Genomic DNA, 18456 nt, shown 5'->3' with positions numbered 1-18456 from the left:
CTGCCTCCTCGCATCGTCCCTCAGCCAAGCAGCGAGGGGATCCAGGTGGAAAGGAACGGGAAGGCCGCCAGCAGGACCACCACGGCGATGAAGGCGCAGTAGAACGGCAACGAGGCCAGGATCGCCCGTTCATAAGGCACCTCGGCGATACGTGCCGCCGTCATCAAGGTCATGCCCACGGGGGGCGTGACATTGGCGATGTTCAAGGTGACGATCATGACGATGGCGAAATGCAGCGGATCGAAGCCGAGCGACACCATGGCCGGGACCACCACCGGACCGATCACCACCAGTGCCGGCAACACGTCCATCACCGTGCCGAGCACGATCAGCAGCAGGCATACCAGCATGATCTGCACGAAGGGCACGTCACTCAGCGTGGTGATGAGCGTCGCGGCCTCCCGGGCGATGCCGGAGCGTGTCACGAACCAGCCGAGTACCGCCGAGGTCGCCAGCAGGAAGAACACCACGCCGGAGAACTTCACCGTGGTCACCAGGGCATTCCAGATCTTCTTCAGGGTCAGGTTGCGGTAGAAGACCACGCCGATGAACATCGCGTAGACGGCGGCAAACCCGGACGCCTCGGTGATGGTGGTCATGCCCGTGAGGATGCCGCCGAGGATGATCAACGGCACCAGCATGGCCGGCAAGGCCGAGAAGAACGCCAGGATGGCCACCCGAACCGGTGTGCCGGCCTGCTTCGGATAGCCTCGCATCCACGCCAGCACGATGCTGGTCAACAGCAGCGCCAGTGTCATGAGCACGCCGGGCAGGATACCGCCGGCGAACAGGTCGATCACCGAGATGTCGCGCAGCAGGGTCGCATAGACCACCATCACCACGCTGGGAGGAATGATCGGGCCGATGATCGACGAGCAGGCCGTGATGGCGGCGGCATACTCGGCATCATATCCCTGCTTTTTCATCTCGGGGATCATGATCTTGCCGATCGCCACGGTGTCGGTGATGGCCGCCCCGGTCAGGCCGGCGAAGAACAGCGATACCGTGACGTTGACATGGGACAGGGCCCCGCGAATGCGTCCGAACAGGGCATTGTTGAAGGCAATCAGCTTCTGGGTCAGCCCGCCCTGGTTCATCAGCTCGGCGGTAAAGATGAAGTACGGCACGGCAATCAGCATGTAGCCGGAGACCCCGGAAAACATGCGGTCGGCGATGATGCCGACCAGGCGCTCGCCGCCCAGCGAATAGACGCCGGCGACACCGGAGATCGCCATGACCACGGCGACCGGCGCACCGATCAATAGAACGACGACAAAGGCGATGATGGCGGGCGTCATGAGCGGGATTCCTCGTCCTGGCCGTGGATCACCTCCTCGATCACCGCGGCCTCGTCGGTGAAATGCTCCAGCAGGCTGAAGCCATGTACCAGATGCAACAGGAAGATGACCCCGGCCAGCGGCACGGCAACGGCCGTCCACTTGCGCGAGATCTGGATGGCATCCGACACCATGTAGACCTGAGTGGCATTCTGGAAGAAGCCCCAGCCGTACCAGATCACCAGCAGCGCGAAGAACGCGATCACCCCCAGGGTGAGCACGGCGGCGACCTTGATCAGAGCCTCGGGCAATACCCGCATCAGCAATGTCATGGCCACATGCTCACCGGCATGCAGGGCGATGGTCGACGACAGCATGCCGATCCACGGCAGGAACAACCGGGCCAGCGAATAGGTCCAGCTGAGGGCGCCACCGGTGAACAAGGTATACAGAAAGCCCGTGAAGGAAATGGCCAGCATGCCGAGGATGCAGGCCACGCAGACCACAATGGCGGCCTGGTTGACGGCATCGCTGAGACGACGGGCCTGAGTCAATAGCGGCATGGTCGATACCCGGATGAACGAGCGAAGAAGGACGGCAACAATGGCGGAGTCCTGCCCCGCCACTGCTGCCGCACGGCATATCGCGCCTACTGGCCGTAACGCTGGAAGGCCTCATCCGGCAGGGAATCGCGAAGCGCTTCCACCTTGGCCAGCATGTCCTCGACCAGCTGCTCGTCGGCACCGAAGTCCTCGACAATCCATTCCTTCCAGGCCGGCCGGGCAATTTCGGCCATCCGCTGACGTTCCTCGATGGGCATGATGTAGCACTCCTCGAACAGCTCGCAGGACTCCTGCCAGCTGGCCGTGGCGAGCATCGCCGAAGCACCGTGACTCAGTGCTACCGCCTCCCGTGCCGCATCGGTGACGATGCGTTGATACTCTTCGGGCAGTTCCTGGAACCAGGCTTCGCTGACCACCCAGGAGGCGCTGTTGTAGACATGGCCGGTCAGGGTGGTGTAATCGGTCACCTCGTCCAGACCATAGGTGGTATTGATCACCGGCGCGTTGAACTGACCATCGGCCAGGCCGGTTTCCAGGGCGGTGATCAGCTCGCCCCAGGGCAAGGGTGTGGCCGAGGCACCCAGCGCCTTCATGGTCGCCACATGGGCTGGGTTTTCCTCGGTGCGAATGTTGAGCCCCTCGAGATCCTCGACGGTCTCGATCAGGCGCTCGTTGTTGGTGAAGGCCACGAAACCGCCACCGTCGTCGAAGGTGCCGAGATAGCGCATGTCGGCCGCCTCGATGGCGCCGGACATGAAGTCCGCGAACCACTCGCTGTCGAAGAAGGCCCAGGCCTGACGCCAGTTGTCGAACAGGAAGGGCGCCGTCACGATCTGGTAGTCCTCGTAGAAGGAGGACATCGCTCCGGAGGTGAGCACGCTCGATTGCAGGGCGCGTCCGCCGGCCTGCACCTGCGAGCCGGTTTCCACCTCGGAGCCCATCTGACCGCCGCCGAAGATATTGACCGCCAGGTCACCCTCGGTGCGCGACTCGACCAGTTCCTTGAAGTGCACCAGGGCCGGATAGATGCTGTTGTTCTCGAGATTCTCGGGGATCAGGGTGGCAATGGCCATCTCGTGGGACTGTGCCTGTGCCTGAACACTGGCCACGGCAAGCGGCAAGGCGGCAAGCGCCGCCAGGCGAGCAAGTGAATTCCTCTGCATCGTATCGTCCTCGCGTTTTTGCTGTTGTTCTCGTTCGTCGGGAGCCGACTCCCTGAACGAACGTCTATACAGCAATGTAGGAAGCGATACGTCTTCGCGCTTGCCTGTGAATGAGAAATCCTTGCCTCAGGCTCGCAAAGTCTCGGTTCACCCCCGCTCGCTCGACGGCGATGCCTCGAAGGCGCGTCGATAGGCACGCGAGAAGCTGCCCTGGTCGCGGAACCCTACCAGAGAGGCGATCTGCCCGAGACTCAGGCCACTATGATTGACCAGTGTCCGGGCGTGCTCGAGACGACGCTGCTGGACATAGGCCAGGGGCGTCATGCCGAGGCATTCACGGAAACGGGCATGGAAATGTCCGACGCTCAGCGCGCACTGGGCGGCCAGATGCTCGACGCGAATTTCCTCGGCCAGGTGACGGTCGATCCAGTCATCCAGGCGGCCCATGTCGAGCCGGCCATCGCGTCCCGACACGTACGCCGCCCCCTGCTCGGACAAGGGTTGCGACTCCAGGTGCAGATAGAGCGCCCGCAGCAAGAGAGCGGCAATCTCGCTGTGCAACGCCGGACACGACTCGAGCTGCTGCATCAGGCTGTCGGCCAGGCGATTCAGGCGTGGCGGTACACCGAAGAAGCGCGGGCGGTCGAACAGGCGCTCCATCTCGCTGGCATCACGCAACGCGGGCAGACTGGCGACGGGAATATCCAGCACGAAGGTACGGTTTTGCCCATCCCCCAGGTACTCATGGTGATGGTCACAGGGAATCAGGCAGCCTCGGCTGCCGGTGATCCGCTCGCCATTGCCCTCGATGGAGAGCTCGGTGGCGCCCCGGGTCGCCAGGATCAGCTGATGATGTCCATGCGCATGGGCCACATGTTCGCGTGCGAGATTGGTGGCGCGTAGATCGATCAGCGACATCGCGCGGACCTCGGCATGCTGGTGGTGAACACCCCCTCACCATGACGCCGTGCCGGTAGCAGTGCAAGCGGCTCTCGGCAACCCGCATCAACGCTTGGTGGCCGCTGTCATCGTGATCGCCACCCTCCCCAGACGCACCGAAAAAACGCCCCATCCAGAGCCCGCAAATCGGAAAAAAAACCCACTGGCCGACCTGCGGTTCTTTGCTATTGTCAGCGCTCTATACCACTCGCTTCACATCCCCCGAACCTCCACCCACTCATGACCCAATGCGAGGAGCACGCCGATGGGTTTCACCCCTCTGCCGGAGACCGTTCCCACCACCATGTCGGCCATGTTGCTGACCGGACACGGCGACATCGACAAGCTGGTCTATCACCGGGACGTGGCCACGCCGAGCCCCGCCACCGGTGAGGTCCTGGTCAAGGTGACCGCCACGGCCAAGAACAACACCGACCGCAAGGCGCGCGAAGGTCTCTACCCCACCAAGGACAAGGGTGAGGTAGCCTCCTTCGCCATGGGGGGCTCGCCGACCCTGACCTTTCCGCGCATCCAGGGCGCCGACATCGTCGGCCAGGTCGTGGCCGTGGGTGACGGCGTCGACGCATCGCGCCTCGGCGAGAGAGGCCTGCTGGACTTCAATCTCTATGCCGACGGACGCCGCAACATCAACCTGACACCGGACTACTACGGCCATGGCGCCGACGGCGGCTACGCCGAGTACGTCGCCGTACCGTCCGATCAGTTTCATCACGTGCCCAACCCCGAGCTGAGCGATGCCGAACTGGCCGCCATGGGCATGTGTTCCTACCAGACGGCCTACCACATGATGACCTCGGCGGGCATCAAGGCCGGCGAGCGCGTCCTGGTCACGGGCGCCAGTGGTGGCGTGGGTACCGCCCTCATCCAGCTCTGCCGGATCGTCGGCGCCGTGCCCTATGCCTTGAGCCAGCGCGACAAGGCCCAGCCTCTGCTGGATCTCGGCGCCGAAGCGGTGCTCGATCGCTCCGACATGAGCGATTTCACCGAACAGGTCAAGGCCGTGACAGGTGGCGCCCCCATCGACGCGGTAATGGACCTGGTCGGCGGCGAGATGACGGACCGCTTCATCGACACCATGATCTTCGACATGAAGGCCCGCGCCAGCTACCCTCGGCTTTCCATCGCCGGGGCCAGCGGCGGCAACGTCAGCGAGATCATGTGGACCCGCATCTATCTCTACCAGGTGCAGATCTTCGGCGTTTCCCACGGTACCCGCGAGGAAGCCGAACAACTGGTCGCCTGGATTCGCGATGGCCAGCTCAAGCCGGTACTGCATGCCGCCTTCAAACTCTCCGAGTTGCACGACGCCGAACGCTATTTCGTCAATCGCGGCAGCAACTATCTAGGCAAGATCGTCATCGTGCCGGACAGCGAATGGTCGCGGCACGGCGCACCCCACGCCCTCGAGGGACACCAATGAGTCAGACACCCAGGCCACAGGAACTCGGTATCCGCCTGATGGACACCCATGCCGGCGGCGATGTCAGCCGCATCGTGCTCGGCGGCATCACCCCCTTGCCCGGCGACACCGTGCGAGCGCAGATGGAATACCTGCGTGACGACGCCGACGGGCTGCGCAAGCTGCTCCTCGAAGAGCCCTATGGCATCCCCGAAATGTCCGTGGACCTGATCGTGCCGGCCAGCGACCCTCGGGCCGAAGCCGGCTACATCATCATGGAAGTGATGGGCTATCCCATCTACTCCGGCTCCAACACCATCTGTACCGCTACCGCGGTGCTCGAGGCCGGCCTGGTCCCCAAGCAGGAGGGCCGGCAGCGCTTCATGCTCGAGGCCCCCGCCGGGCTGGTGCAGATCGAGGCGCTGATCGAGAACGGCGTGGTCGAGGCCATCACCTGCGAGGGCCTGCCCAGCTATATCGACACCCACAAGGCCAGCATCCACGTGCCCTCGATCGGCGACGTGACCTACAGCGTGGCCTACAGCGGCGGCTTCTATGCCCTGGTCGATGCCACCGAGCTGGGCTTCATGCTGGTCGAGGAAGAAGAGCGTCGCCTCGCCGAATGCGCCCACAAGATCGTCGAGGCGATCCAGGCCGAACGCGGCTTCTCCCACTACACCCTGGGCGATGTCGGCCCCCTGCCCTTCCTGCACTTCATGGGGCCGGTGGAACAGGTCGCCGACGACTTCTATCGTTCGCGCTCGGCGACCTACGTCCACCCCGGCGTGATCTGCCGCAGCACCACCGGTACCGGCACCTCGGCCCGCCTGGCGCTGATGAACCATGAAGCCCGCATCCAGCCGGGCGACAAGCTCGAGACCGTCTCGCTGCGCGAGACCGGCTTCATCGGCGAATTCACCGGTACCCGCCAGGAAGGCACCCACCAGGTCGTGGAAAACACCATCACCGGCAAGGGCTACGTCCTGGCACGCTCCGACATCATCATCAACCCCGAGGACCCCATGATCAAAGACTGGAGCTTCCATCATATCCTCGACTCACACCACCACGACGCCACCTGAACCATCGGCACCGGCCGGCGCGTTCTTTCTCGCCCGGGTGGCCACACGGCCACCCGGCAACCATCAGGGGCCCGCATGCAAACGGTACTGATCCTGCTGGACGTCCAGAACCTCTACTACACCAGCCGCCAGGTCCATCGACGCAACGTCGACTACAACGCGCTCTGGGCCCGAGCCACCGAAGGGCGGCAGGTAAGCCGGGCCATTGCCTACGCCGTCGACCGTGGGGATGCCAAGCAGCGCCAGTTCCAGAACATCCTGCGTGCCATCGGCTTCGAGGTGAGGCTCAAGCCCTTCATCCAGCGCGCCGACGGCTCGGCCAAGGGCGACTGGGACGTCGGCATCACCCTGGATGCCATCGAGCATGCCGCCGAGGCAGACGTCGTCGTGCTGGCTTCCGGGGATGGCGACTTCGCGCTGCTGGTCGACAAATTGCGCCAGGATCACGGTGTCGAGGTGGATGTCTACGGTGTCCCCGCCCTCACCGCCGATGCCCTGATCCGCTCGGCCTCGCGCTTCATTCCCGTCGAGGGCGACCTGCTGCTGGGCCAGGCTTGATCGCTCGCCGACGATCCCCGTCGACATTTGATCAGGCGTTTGTCCTAGCCGCGCCGGTGGATGGCTGCTATACCGTGAGACAGGAAGGGGGCATCCGACGACTCATCGACTTGCCCCCTGACCATTGATTCGCTATTTCCTCAAAAGCGTCGCCAGGCGACGAAAGGACTTATGACCTCTCAGCTGACCGTCACACGTGGCCATATTGTGGCGATCGGCGGTGCCGAGGATAAGACATCCGATCTCGAAATTCTGAAGCAGGTATTCGCTCTCGCCCCCAGCGGCAGTGACGACGTCGCCGTCATCGCCACCGCCAGCAGCATCCCCGACCAGGTACTTCCCGACTACGAAGCTGTATTTACACGCCTGGGCGCCAGCCGAGTCCATGCACTCGACATCCAGAACCGCCAGCAAGCCGCCGACCCCGGCAATATCGAACTGATCGAGCAAAGCGGCGTGATCTTCTTTACCGGTGGCGACCAGTTGCGCCTGACCAATGTACTGGGCGGCTCGGCAACGCTGAATGCCATTCGCAAACGCCTGCTGGACGGTGCCGTCGTGGCCGGCACCAGTGCCGGTGCAGCGGCGATGTCAAGAACCATGATCTACGACGGCAACGCCGCAGACGCCCTGCAAAAAGGGGCCGTCAACATGACCTCCGGCCTCGGCTTCGTCGATGGGCTCATCATCGACAGCCATTTTCTCGAACGTGGGCGCTTCACGCGCCTGATGGCAATCGGGGCGAGCAACCCGGAGCACCTGGGCGTAGGACTCGGCGAGGATGCCGCCGTGATCATTCACCCGAACCGGATTCTCGAAGCCATCGGACCGGGGCATGTCATCCTCATCGACAGCCGCGACCTGGCCAGTTCGAATATCACCGAACTGTCGATAGGCGGGGCGGTGGCCATCGAGAACGTGATCCTTCATGCGATGGTCAGCGGCCATGGCTTCAACGTCGAGGAGCGACATTACCTGGTTCCCGACAAACTCAAGGCCTGCCTTGCGGAGCAAGCATGAAAATCCTCGAACATCGAGCCCTGCGTGGCCCCAATTATTACAGCCGCTACCCGGCCCTTCTCATGCGACTGGATATCGGCACGCTCGAGGAGCGGCCCAGCGACACCGTCCCGGGTATCGTTGAGCGCCTCACCGAACTCATCCCGACCCTGCAGGAACATCGCTGCTCGGTCGGCCGACCCGGCGGCTTCCTGGAACGACTGGCGCGCGGTACCTGGGCCGGGCACGTCGCGGAACACGTGGCGATCGAACTGCAGAACCTGATCGGCTTCTCGGTCGGTTACGGCAAGACCGTCGACAGCTACGAGACCGGCATCTACAACGTGGTCTATCGCTATCGGGACGAGGCCTGCGGCCTGGCGGCCGGGGTCGAGGCGGTCGATATCGTCGACCGGTTGTTCGACGGGGACGCGATCGACATGGCGGCGATCATCGCCCGCCTCAAGACGGTGCGCGATGCCCACATGCTGGGCCCCTCCACCGCGTCGATCGTCGATGCGGCCAAGCGCCGCAACATCCCTTTCACTCGCCTGAGTGAGGAGAGCAGCTACCTGCAGCTGGGGCATGGCCACCTCCAGCAACGCATCCAGGCGACGGTGACCTGTCGCACCAGCCTGCTCGGCCACGGCATCGCCGACGACAAGGACTGGACCAAGCAGATCCTCGCCGATGCCGGCATCCCGGTACCGCTCGGACAGATTTGCGGCTCGCTCGATGAGGCGCTCGAGGCCACGAGCAACATCGGTTATCCCGTGGTGGCGAAACCGCTGAGCGGCAACCATGGCCGCGGGGTGAGCACCGACCTCCAGAATGAGCAGGCGCTGCGCGATGCCTACGCGACCGCCTCCCGACAGCATCCGTCGGTGATCATCGAGCAGCACATCAAGGGCGAGGACCATCGCCTGCTGGTAATCGACGGCAAGCTGGTGGCCGCGGCCCGGCGGCGCCCGGCCCATGTGGTCGGCAACGGCGAATCCACGCTGCAGGAACTGGTTGACAAGGCCAACCAGGACCCCCGCCGCGGCATCGGCCACGAGAACCTGCTCACCCGGATTCACCTGGATGAGCAGTCGCTGCGGTTGATCGACCAGCAGAACCTGACCCTGCAGAGCGTGATCGCCCAGGACCAGATCGTCTATCTGAAGTCCACGGCGAACCTGAGCTCGGGAGGCACGGCCACGGACGTGACCGATGATGTCCACCCCGAGGTGCATTATGCGGCGGAACGGATCGCCCGGCTGATCGGGCTCGACATCATCGGTATCGACCTGCTCGCCGAGACCCTGACCCGACCGCTGGAAGAACAGGCGGCGGCGGTGGTCGAGGTCAATGCCGGGCCAGGGTTTCGCATGCACCTGTCCCCGACACACGGGCAGGGGCGAGATGTCGGCCAACATGTCGTCGACATGCTGTTCCCCGAGGGCGGCGACGGCCGCCTTCCCATCACCGCGGTGACCGGCACCAACGGCAAGACGACGACGGTGCGATTGCTCTCGCACCTGCTGCGCCACGCCGGGCGAAAGGTCGGCATGGCCTGTACCGGCGCCATCGAGATCGACAACCACGTGATCCTGCGTGGCGACTACAGCGGCCCGCAGGCAGCCGCCATCGTACTGCGCGAGCCCACCGTCGAACATGCCGTGCTCGAGGTGGCCCGGGGCGGCATCATGCGTCGCGGCTTGGGCTTCGACGAGTGCGACGTTGGCGTGTTGCTCAATATCGCCAGCGACCACCTGGGCGAGCACGACCTTCATACCCTCGACGACCTGGCACGCTGCAAGACGGTGGTCATCGACGCCGTGCGCGAGGGGGGGACCGCCGTGCTCAATGCCGACGACCCCTATGTGCTGGATGGCCAGCAATGGGCGCGCGGCAACATCATCTTCTTCACCCTGGATCCCGACTCGCGCGTCATCCGCCAGCACGTCCGCGAACATGGGGTAGCCTTCACCGTCCACCGCGAGCGCATCGTGATGCGCCAGGGTCGCGTCGAGGCCGAGATCATCCCCGTCGATGACGTCCCCATCACCTTCGAGGGACATGCCCGCTTCAACGTGGCCAACGCCCTGGCCGCCAGCGCCGCCGCCTACGCACTGGGGCTCGACATCGCCGCCATCCAGACCGGGCTACAGACCTTTCATCCCACCCCCGGCCAGAACCCCGGGCGCACCAATCTGGTGGCGGCCGATGGGGTACAGGTGCTCATCGACTACGGCCACAACGTGCCGGCCCTGGAGGCGCTCGACGAGCTCGTCGGCAGCCTCCCGGCACGCCGCCGTATCAGCGTGGCAAGCGCCCCCGGCAACCGCCGCGACGGGGATATTGTGGCCCTGGGCGCCCAGCTCGCCAGGATGCACGACGCCGTTTTCATCTGCGAAACCCATCCTCGCGGACGGGCCATTGGCGAGGCCGCCGGCTTGCTGCGCGATGGCGCGGCGGCGGCAGAAACCGCCTGCGAGCTCGAGATCATCCTCGACGAGCACATGGCGATCGAAAGAGCCTTCGATGAAGCCCGAGAGGGCGACTTGCTGGTCTTGCTGATCGATGACATCGACGGCGCCATCGAACGCCTTCGGGGACGCCGCTTCTCGCCTGCCACCCCAAGCGAATCGGGATGAGCGACGACGGCCACCGAGGAAGCCCACCATGACGCCTGGAAGCAACCGGAACAGACCACTGCTGACCCTGCTGCGGGTCGGCCGTCTCTACGCGCCGGAACCGCACGAGGAGACCGACCTGTTGATCGCCGACGGACGGATCGCGGCGCTGGGCCGCAACCTCGCCGTGCCGGAAGGTTGGCCCGTCAATCTCGTGGAGGCGCGCGAACTCACCGCCGTCCCCGCCTTCATCGATCAGCATGTGCATGTCACCGGTGGCGGCGGTGAAGGGGGCTTCGTCACCCGCTGCCCGGAGATCACCGCCACGGAGATCGCCGCCATGGGCATCGGCACGGTGGTCGGTGTACTCGGCACCGACAGTCTCAGTCGCTCTCCGGCGGACCTGCTGGCCAAGGTCCGCGGCCTGCGCGCCGAGGGCATCGCCGCCTACCTGTACACCGGTGCCTACCGCGTTCCGCCGCCGACCCTCACCGGCGATCTACAACGCGACCTGGCCTGGATTCCCGAGGTCATCGGCCTGGGCGAGCTGGCGATCTCGGATCACCGCTCCAGCCAGCCGCGCCAGGACGAGATCGAGCGACTGGTCAGCGACGTGCGCGTCGGCGCCCTGCTGGCCGGCAAACGCGGCATCTGCCACTTTCATGTCGGCGACGGCGACCGCGGTCTGGAACCGCTGCGCCGGCTGCTGTCCGAGACCGAGATCCCCGCCGACCAGGTGATCCCCACCCACGTCAATCGCCGCCGCGCCCTGCTCGACGAGGCGGCGGACTACGCACTCACCTTCGGCGCCAGCATCGACCTGACCGCCTTCGAGGAGCCCGGCGAGGAAGGCCTCTCCGCCTTCGACGCCGTGGTCCTGCTGCTCGGCCGCGGGGTGCCGAAGGAGCGCATCACCATCAGCTCCGACTGCAACGGCAGCCTGCCCGAGTTCGACGCCCAGGGCGGCTACATCGGCATGCGCGTGGCCCGCAACACCGCCCTGATCGCCGACTGGCAGCGCCTGGTACGCGAGGACATCCTGCCGCTCGAGCAGGCCCTGGACCTGATTGCCGGCAACGTCGCCCGAGTGCTCGGACTGCAGGCCCGCAAGGGGCGCCTGGCCGTGGGTTTCGATGCCGACGTGACGTTGCTCGACGGCGAACTCCAGCCCCGGAAGACCTTCGTGGCGGGCCGCTGCGTCCATGAGGGGTAAGACGGAGCTCGATGTCGCATCAGTCGCATGACATGACGCTACGAGAATGCCCTCCTTATGGCGAGGCCGCATCATGGTGCGCCACAAATTCAACACATTATGGTTCCTGCCATGGTCTACACCTCCGCCATCCTGCTGAGCCTGATTGGCTACTTCGTCATAGGCCATCTGGCCGGGCGACGGGTCAAGCATCTCGACGACTACCTGGTCGCCGGTCGCAACGCCCCGACCTTTCTGATCCTCGGCACCCTGGTCGCCAGCTACCTGAGCACCAGCGCCTTCCTCGGCGAGACCGGCTTCGCCTATCAGGGCTACCCCTTCGTGATGCTGATCTTCGCCGCCATCAGCACCTCCGGGTGCCTGCTGGGCGCGCTGGCCTTCGGCCGCTACCTGCGCCGCAGCGGTGCCCTGACCGTGCCCGAGTTCTTCGGCAAGCGCTTCGCCTCGAAACGCGTACAGCGGATCGCCGGCCTGACCACCGTGCTCGGCCTGGGCGCCTATCTGCTGGGCGTAATGCAGGGCGCCGGCATCATGTTCGAGGAGCTCACCGGCATGCCCTACTGGGTCGGCCTGGTGCTGGTGTGGCTGACCTATACCGGCTTCATCCTCTACTCCGGCTCGCCGGGCGTGATGCTGACCGACACGATCATGTTCGTGATCTTCTCCGTGGCGGCGCTGGGCGGCTCGATCTACATCATCCAGGACCTGGGCGGCTGGCACGGCGTGGTCGAGGGGCTCCTGACCCAGAGCGACAAGCCCGGCATCGCCCTGTGGCACGGCGTCCTCCAGGGTGACGACGCGGCCTTCTCCACGCCGGGCGAAGCCCTGACCTGGGGACTGACGCTGGGCCTGGTGTGGGCCGCCGTGCTGGCGGCGAGCCCCTGGCAGTCCAGCCGCTACCTGATGGCGCGCAACGAGCACGTGGTCATGCGCTCGGCGATGCTCACCGCGGTGTCGCTGGCGGTCTTCTACGCCCTGATGATGATGACCGGCGCGGCCATCAACCTCTACGACCCGACCCTGAACGGCGAACGCGCCATGGTATGGGCGGCCCTCAACGTCCTGCCGGCCTGGCTGGGCGTGGTAATCCTTACCGGCGTCTTCGCCGCCGGCCTGTCCTCCTGCTCGACCTTCCTGTCGATCATCGGCTTCAGCATCTCCAACGACATCATGCCGGCCAACCGCAATGAAGCCTCGGCCATGCGCGCCAGCCGCCTCGCGGTACTGGGCGCCGGCCTGGCCGCCCTGGTGCTGGCCCTGTTCCAGCCGCCCGCGGTGATGGCCGTGGTGTGGTTCGCGGCGACCCTGTTCGCCTCCTCCTGGGGCCCGGTGGCGCTGATGAGCATCTGGAGCCGCCGAATCACCGCCGCCGGCGCCGGCTGGGGCCTGACGGTAGGCTTCGTCGGCAACCTCATCCTGTCGCTGATGGTCCAGGCCGAGTGGATCGCACTGCCGACCTACCTGCATCCCGTGCTGCTCAGCACCCTGATGGCACTGGTGGCCATCGCCGTGGCCTCGTCGCTGACCCGGGTCAGCCAGGCCGAGCGTGACTATCGAGCCTTCCTGCATCGTACCGACGAGCACGAGCCCAGCGGCTGGACCGCCGGTTCCCGCGGCATCGCCGTCTTCACCATGCTGGCGGGTGTCGGCGTCGGCGCCTTCCTGTGGCGCCAGTACGCCGATACTCTGGCCGAACTGGCCAGCCGGTTCGGCATCCCCGAGTCTGCGGTCACCGGCGCCTACGCCCTGGCCGTGGGTTGCGGCGCCATGCTGGTGATCGCCGGCGCCGTGGGCTATCGCGTGGTGCGCAGCCGCCGCCAGGACGCCCGTCAGTCGAGTGCCGTCGGCGCCTGAACGCGCCGACCCTCCCCACCGAGCCCATCGCGCCCAACGGCCGATGGGCTCGTTCGTTTTGCACCCCGCCCTGCGCCGCCCGTCAGCCCCAACGGCAGTCAACGCCAAAGCCGACTACACTGCACCGCAGCATGACGACCGAGAGCGGAGACCACAGAGATGGCGAACGGCACCCCGACGGCAGCGCGCAAACGCATCGACCTGGCCCTGCAGGGCGGCGGTTCCCACGGAGCCCTGACCTGGGGCGTTCTGGACCGCCTGCTGGAAGACGAGCGCCTGGAGATCGATGGCATCAGTGGCACCAGCGCCGGCGCCATGAATGCGGCCGTACTGGCCGACGGTCTCCACCGGAATGGTCGAGACGGCGCCCGCGATGCCTTGCGCGCCTTCTGGGAGGCAGTGAGTGACGCCGCCCGGTTTTCCCCCATCCAGCGAAGCTTCTGGGACAGGCTGATGGGCAACGACAGCCTGGATCACTCACCGAGTTATCTATTCTTCGAAGGCCTGACCCGTCTGGTCTCGCCCTCGCACCTCAATCCCATGGGGCTCAACCCGCTGCGCGACCTCGTCGAGCGCCATATCGACTTCGAACGGGTCAATGCCTGCCGTCGAATCAAGGTCTTCGTCACCGCCACCAATGTCCGCACAGGACGCGCCACGATCTTTCGACAGCCCGGCCTTTCGACCGATACGCTGATGGCCTCGGCCTGCTTGCCTTCGCTTTTCCCCGCCGTGGAAATCGATGGCGAAGCCTATTGGGACGGCGGTTTCAGCGGCAATCCAGCGCTCTATCCGCTGGTCGACGACCAGGACTGCCGCGACCTGGTGGTGGTCCAGGTCAATCCCCTCGAGCGCCGACAACTTCCCGACTGCGCCCGGGAAGTCATCAACCGCATCAACGAGATCACTTTCAACTCCAGCCTGATCAAGGAACTGCGCAGCATCCAGCTATTGCAGCGACTGATCGAGGCGGAAGGCCTGGAGCTGGAAAATTATCGCGCCATGCGCCTGCACCTGATCCATACCGAGGAGGACATCGAGTCACTCGGCGCCTCCAGCAAGATGAACGCCGAGTGGCGCTTCATCTCGCGGCTCCATGAACTGGGCCGGCGCTGGGCCGATCAGTGGCTGAACGACAACTTCGACGCCATTGGCCAGCATTCCACCTTCGACCTGGACGCCATCTTCGACGATACCTTTCGTCCTCTCCGACACTCCGAAGGGGCCTTCCGGGATACCTCACCGCGCGACTGAAGCGCGCCGTCTTTTCCCTTGCCTTGCCATCCTTGCGAGTGTCGTATGTCGGGCACCTCGACGGCGTGACTCATTGACATTTGTTTATAGGATTTTCATCCACTTACCGCATTTTTCTCCTTATGATGTGCCGATCATGCAGGCCGGTTACCACGCCCTGGCCCGCTCTTGCTCAGGCGAACACGCAGGACGAAAGATGCAGTTCAGTCGCACCTCGGCATATCTGGCCGGGATATTCATCACCACCGCGTTGCTGTGCGGCTCCATTCATCACCTGGCGAGTACTTACATGGGGACCAGGAGCGTGTTCAACGAACCGCTTTTCCTGGTACCACTCGGCTGGTTTTCGGGAGCGTTCGCTTTCGTACTGTCCCTGGTTAGCAGGCTCGGCTGGATAGTCGAGCGCGTACGTGCCCATCGCCTCGACCAGGAGTGAACGCTTTCCCCATCGCGTCTCGCAACCAAACCTCAAGACGCTTTCAGGCCCAGTCGCCTGGCCAGCCGATGAAGATTGCCCGGGTCCATGCCCAATGCCCGGGCCGATGCCGCCCAATTGCCGTCATGATCACGCAGGCTTGCCTGGATGTGATGCCGCTGAAACGCCTCGGTCGCTTCCTTCATCGACAACGAAGGCCCGGGGGACGTGGCCGACTCGGCCGACACTTCATGGTGACGCATGGAGACCGCCACGCCCCTGTCATCGGGCAGGTCGAGGTGGTCAGGCATGATCAGTGCCACGGCCTGGCGCCGATCAGCGGTCGCCGGCGCCTCACGATCCCCCAGCGCCCGCAAGGCCGCCCTGGCCAGCGTATGTTCGAGTTCCCGCACATTACCCGGCCAGTGCCAGGCCAGCAGCGCCGTCTCGGCCTCCGCCTGCAACCGCAGGTTGTTGAGCCCCAGTCGTACCCTGTTGATCTCGAGGAAATGGCCGACCAGCAGCGGAATATCCTCGGGGCGATCCCGCAGGGGCGGCACATGCAGGGGAAAGGCACTCAGCCGATGATAGAGGTCCGCGCGGAACCGGCCGGCCTCGACTTCGGCCTCGAGATCGCGGTTGGTGACGGCAACGATCCGCACATCGACCTGGCGCGACGTCTCGCACCCCAGCGGTTGAATTTCGCCTTCCTGCAGCACGCGCAGCAGCTTGGGTTGTAGTGACAACGGCAGCTCGCCGATCTCGTCGAGCATCAGGGTGCCGCCATCCGCCATCGCGAAGTGGCCCCGTCGGTCCTCGGTCGCCCCGGAGAAGGCCCCGCGCCGATGGCCGAACAGCTCGCTCTCGATCAGGCTCTCCGGCAGCGCGGCGCAGTTGACCTGGACCAGCGGCCCCTGGTGGCGGCCCGAGCGCCGATGCAGGGCACGTACCGCCAGCTCCTTGCCCACCCCCGTTTCCCCATGCAGCAGCACGCTCATGTCGGTGGGCGCCACCAGCTCGATGGCATTGTCGAGCTGGCGCATGGCACGACTGCTCCACCGCCAGCCGACCTCGGAAGACGGCTCCTGGGTCAGGGCCTCGTTGAGACGGGTACGGGTCGTGCGCAGCCGCTCGGCCAGGCGCAGGCAGGTGCCCAATAGCCGCGCGATACTCAGCAGCTGAGCGTCATCGAGGCCGTCCAGACGCCCCGGCTCGAGCGCATCCAGCGTCAACAGGCCCGTCAGTCGCTCCTCATCGCGCAGCGCGACGCCGAGGCAGTCATGCACGTCGCTGAGGTCCTCGTCGATCAAACCATCGAAAGGGTCCGGCAGCGGACTGTCATGGGGAAATCGACATACCCCGGGATGGCTGGCGATCGCGGCAAGCCGGGGGTGGTCCTGCAACGCGAAGCGCCGCCCGCGCACCTCGTCGTTGAGCCCCATCAGCGCCACCGGTCGCAAGGCATCGCCATCCATCACCATCAGGGTGCTGGCATCGGCGGGAAAGTCGCCTACCAGAGCCCGGAGCAGGTGGCCCCAATGCGCCTCGGACGCCTCGTGCTCCGCGAGCTGGGCCAACAGAGTACGCAGCGCCTTGAGAAACTCCGTCATTCGTTCCCCTCCGTCATTCGCTCCCCCTCAGATAGACCGACAGGATAACGAGGATATGATAAAAAATTGTCATAATGACACCATTAATGTCATATCGACCAGTGTCATTAAAACAATGCCAGGCCGAAACCCTGGCATGCGCTCAATGAAAGATGTTTGGAAGCACCCTGAAATTCTATATACGACAGATAGTTACAGCCCATCATGTGGCGAAGTGTCGCAATGACAACGTAGTGGAACACGTCTTGCTCCCACAGGGTGTCATCTACCCACATCCTGAATCGAGGCTGACGCGAACCATGCTGACACGTGCACAGGAAGGCATCATCGAAGCCACCGCCCCCGTCGTTGCCGAGCACCTCACGACCATTACCCAACGCTTCTATCCATTGATGTTCGAGCGCTATCCCGAGGTCGAGCCGCTCTTCAACCAGGCCCACCAGGCCAACGGCGGGCAGCCGCGGGCCCTGGCCGGCGCGGTCCTGGCCTATGTCCAGCTGCGCAAGGAACCCGCCAGGGCCCGGCGCACCCTGGAAACCGTGGTCAACAAGCACGTCTCGCTGAACATCCAGCCCGACCAGTATCCGATCGTCGGCGAATGCCTGATGGCCGCCATCGGCGACGTCCTGGGCGAAGCCGTCACGGAAGAGGTCGCCGATGCCTGGGGGGCGCTGTATCAGGAACTGGCCGACCTGCTGATCGATCTCGAGAGCCAGCGTTACCGCGAATTCGCCGAATCCCCCGGCGGCTGGCGCGGTGTCAGGCCCTTCCGGATCGCCGACACTCGCCAGGAAAGCGCCGTCATCCGCTCCTTCATCCTGGAGCCGGAGGACGGTCGTCCCGTGGCCACCTTCCAGCCCGGCCAGTTCATCGGTGTCCGCCTCATGATCGACGGCAAGCCGGTCTATCGGCACTACAGTCTGTCGGCCTATCCCAATGGCCGCAGCTACCGCATTTCCATCAAGCGCGAAGCCGACGGGGTCGTCAGCCGCCACTTTCACGAGGCCCTCAGCGTCGGCGACCGTATCGAGCTGCTGCCGCCCGCCGGTGACCTGACCCTGCCCGAAGAAGGGCACGATCCGGTCATGCTGCTCAGCGGCGGCGTCGGCCAGACGCCCATGCTGTCGCTGCTGCGCCAGGCGCTGGAACAGGGACGACAGGTCGTCTACCTGCATGCGGCACTGGATGGCGATCATCACGCCTTCGGCGATGACGTCAACGCCCTGGCACGCGACTATCCCGACCACCTGCGCGTCATCACGGTCTACGAACAGGCCGACGATGCCGCCCGTGTCGATCATGTCGGACGCGTGAATCACGACCTGATCGCCCGCCACCTGCCCGCCGGCACACCGCACTGCTACTTCGTCGGGCCACAGGGCTTCATGGTTGCCGTCGATGGATACCTGCAAGCACTGGGCGTGCCTGAAGAGCGCCGCCACTTCGAGCATTTCGGTCCTTCCCGCGCTCTCGAAGCCGCCTGACGACAGG

15 protein-coding genes are annotated in these 18456 nt (G+C 64.9%); 10 read left to right on the top strand and 5 right to left on the bottom strand.

Annotated elements, in window-relative coordinates; genetic code table 11:
* Window positions 1-20: 20 nt before the first annotated feature.
* The 4 genes from LU493_RS13280 to LU493_RS13265 form a co-directional block, all read right to left on the bottom strand.
* Window positions 21-1298, bottom strand: a complete 1278-nt coding sequence (locus LU493_RS13280; protein WP_275288267.1) for a TRAP transporter large permease — start codon at window positions 1296-1298, stop codon at window positions 21-23.
* Complete coding sequence (locus LU493_RS13275; RefSeq protein ID WP_275288266.1) at window positions 1295-1840, bottom strand: TRAP transporter small permease; 546 nt, start codon at window positions 1838-1840, stop codon at window positions 1295-1297. Before LU493_RS13275 ends, LU493_RS13280 begins: the two co-directional genes overlap by 4 nt.
* An 86-nt stretch (window positions 1841-1926) precedes the next feature.
* On the bottom strand, window positions 1927-3003 hold the full coding sequence (gene dctP / locus LU493_RS13270) for a TRAP transporter substrate-binding protein DctP (protein WP_275288265.1): 1077 nt from the start codon (window positions 3001-3003) through the stop codon (window positions 1927-1929).
* 147 nt (window positions 3004-3150) lie between these two features.
* Window positions 3151-3921: an AraC family transcriptional regulator gene (locus tag LU493_RS13265; RefSeq protein WP_275288264.1), complete on the bottom strand. Its 771-nt coding sequence runs from the start codon at window positions 3919-3921 to the stop codon at window positions 3151-3153.
* A 286-nt stretch (window positions 3922-4207) separates the two neighbouring features.
* Here LU493_RS13265 and LU493_RS13260 point away from each other — a divergent pair, with 286 nt between their 5' ends.
* The 9 genes from LU493_RS13260 (at window position 4208) to LU493_RS13220 (ending at window position 15376) form a co-directional block, all read left to right on the top strand.
* Window positions 4208-5383: a zinc-binding dehydrogenase gene (locus LU493_RS13260; RefSeq protein WP_275288263.1), complete on the top strand. Its 1176-nt coding sequence runs from the start codon at window positions 4208-4210 to the stop codon at window positions 5381-5383.
* Complete coding sequence (locus tag LU493_RS13255; RefSeq protein WP_275288262.1) at window positions 5380-6444, top strand: proline racemase family protein; 1065 nt, start codon at window positions 5380-5382, stop codon at window positions 6442-6444. Before LU493_RS13260 ends, LU493_RS13255 begins: the two co-directional genes overlap by 4 nt.
* Before the next feature lie 75 nt (window positions 6445-6519).
* Window positions 6520-7002 carry an NYN domain-containing protein gene (locus LU493_RS13250; RefSeq protein WP_275288261.1) on the top strand — a complete coding sequence of 161 codons (483 nt, stop codon included), beginning with the start codon at window positions 6520-6522 and terminating at the stop codon, window positions 7000-7002.
* Window positions 7003-7173: 171 nt separating this feature from the next.
* A complete protein-coding gene (locus tag LU493_RS13245) occupies window positions 7174-8022 on the top strand; it encodes a cyanophycinase (protein WP_275288260.1) in 849 nt (282 codons plus the stop codon).
* A complete protein-coding gene (gene cphA / locus LU493_RS13240; RefSeq protein ID WP_275288259.1) occupies window positions 8019-10640 on the top strand; it encodes a cyanophycin synthetase in 2622 nt (873 codons plus the stop codon). Before LU493_RS13245 ends, cphA begins: the two co-directional genes overlap by 4 nt.
* A gap of 28 nt (window positions 10641-10668) precedes the next feature.
* Entirely contained in the window at window positions 10669-11832 is a 1164-nt protein-coding gene (gene iadA / locus LU493_RS13235) for a beta-aspartyl-peptidase (protein ID WP_275288258.1), read from the top strand.
* Window positions 11833-11943: 111 nt separating this feature from the next.
* Complete coding sequence (locus tag LU493_RS13230) at window positions 11944-13686, top strand: sodium:solute symporter family protein (RefSeq protein ID WP_275288257.1); 1743 nt, start codon at window positions 11944-11946, stop codon at window positions 13684-13686.
* Between the two features lie 159 nt (window positions 13687-13845).
* On the top strand, window positions 13846-14940 hold the full coding sequence (locus LU493_RS13225) for a patatin-like phospholipase family protein (RefSeq protein WP_275288256.1): 1095 nt from the start codon (window positions 13846-13848) through the stop codon (window positions 14938-14940).
* A gap of 196 nt (window positions 14941-15136) precedes the next feature.
* Window positions 15137-15376, top strand: coding sequence for a hypothetical protein (locus LU493_RS13220; RefSeq protein ID WP_275288255.1), 240 nt, complete (start codon window positions 15137-15139; stop codon window positions 15374-15376).
* A gap of 32 nt (window positions 15377-15408) precedes the next feature.
* Here the strand turns inward: LU493_RS13220 and norR are convergent, their stop codons facing one another.
* Window positions 15409-16965 carry a nitric oxide reductase transcriptional regulator NorR gene (norR, locus tag LU493_RS13215; RefSeq protein ID WP_275288254.1) on the bottom strand — a complete coding sequence of 519 codons (1557 nt, stop codon included), beginning with the start codon at window positions 16963-16965 and terminating at the stop codon, window positions 15409-15411.
* Window positions 16966-17264: 299 nt separating this feature from the next.
* Here norR and hmpA point away from each other — a divergent pair, with 299 nt between their 5' ends.
* Window positions 17265-18449 carry an NO-inducible flavohemoprotein gene (hmpA, locus tag LU493_RS13210; RefSeq protein WP_275288253.1) on the top strand — a complete coding sequence of 395 codons (1185 nt, stop codon included), beginning with the start codon at window positions 17265-17267 and terminating at the stop codon, window positions 18447-18449.
* Window positions 18450-18456: the final 7 nt, after the last annotated feature.

Origin of the sequence: Halomonas elongata, from assembly GCF_029081005.1 — a bacterium.
Lineage (GTDB): Bacteria > Pseudomonadota > Gammaproteobacteria > Pseudomonadales > Halomonadaceae > Halomonas > Halomonas elongata_B.
Note: the sequence above shows the minus strand (reverse complement) of the source record. Positions and strands in the feature narration are given on the sequence as shown.

Excerpts from the sequence above, each read along its gene's own strand:
- LU493_RS13280 (WP_275288267.1), bottom strand. The coding sequence starts at position 1,298 with ATGACGCCCGCCATCATCGCCTTTGTCGTCGTTCTATTGATCGGTGCG.
- LU493_RS13275 (WP_275288266.1), bottom strand. The coding sequence starts at position 1,840 with ATGCCGCTATTGACTCAGGCCCGTCGTCTCAGCGATGCCGTCAACCAG.
- dctP (WP_275288265.1), bottom strand. The coding sequence starts at position 3,003 with ATGCAGAGGAATTCACTTGCTCGCCTGGCGGCGCTTGCCGCCTTGCCG.
- LU493_RS13265 (WP_275288264.1), bottom strand. The coding sequence starts at position 3,921 with ATGTCGCTGATCGATCTACGCGCCACCAATCTCGCACGCGAACATGTG.
- LU493_RS13260 (WP_275288263.1), top strand. The coding sequence starts at position 4,208 with ATGGGTTTCACCCCTCTGCCGGAGACCGTTCCCACCACCATGTCGGCC.
- LU493_RS13255 (WP_275288262.1), top strand. The coding sequence starts at position 5,380 with ATGAGTCAGACACCCAGGCCACAGGAACTCGGTATCCGCCTGATGGAC.
- LU493_RS13250 (WP_275288261.1), top strand. The coding sequence starts at position 6,520 with ATGCAAACGGTACTGATCCTGCTGGACGTCCAGAACCTCTACTACACC.
- LU493_RS13245 (WP_275288260.1), top strand. The coding sequence starts at position 7,174 with ATGACCTCTCAGCTGACCGTCACACGTGGCCATATTGTGGCGATCGGC.
- cphA (WP_275288259.1), top strand. The coding sequence starts at position 8,019 with ATGAAAATCCTCGAACATCGAGCCCTGCGTGGCCCCAATTATTACAGC.
- iadA (WP_275288258.1), top strand. The coding sequence starts at position 10,669 with ATGACGCCTGGAAGCAACCGGAACAGACCACTGCTGACCCTGCTGCGG.
- LU493_RS13230 (WP_275288257.1), top strand. The coding sequence starts at position 11,944 with ATGGTCTACACCTCCGCCATCCTGCTGAGCCTGATTGGCTACTTCGTC.
- LU493_RS13225 (WP_275288256.1), top strand. The coding sequence starts at position 13,846 with ATGGCGAACGGCACCCCGACGGCAGCGCGCAAACGCATCGACCTGGCC.
- LU493_RS13220 (WP_275288255.1), top strand. The coding sequence starts at position 15,137 with ATGCAGTTCAGTCGCACCTCGGCATATCTGGCCGGGATATTCATCACC.
- norR (WP_275288254.1), bottom strand. The coding sequence starts at position 16,965 with ATGACGGAGTTTCTCAAGGCGCTGCGTACTCTGTTGGCCCAGCTCGCG.
- hmpA (WP_275288253.1), top strand. The coding sequence starts at position 17,265 with ATGCTGACACGTGCACAGGAAGGCATCATCGAAGCCACCGCCCCCGTC.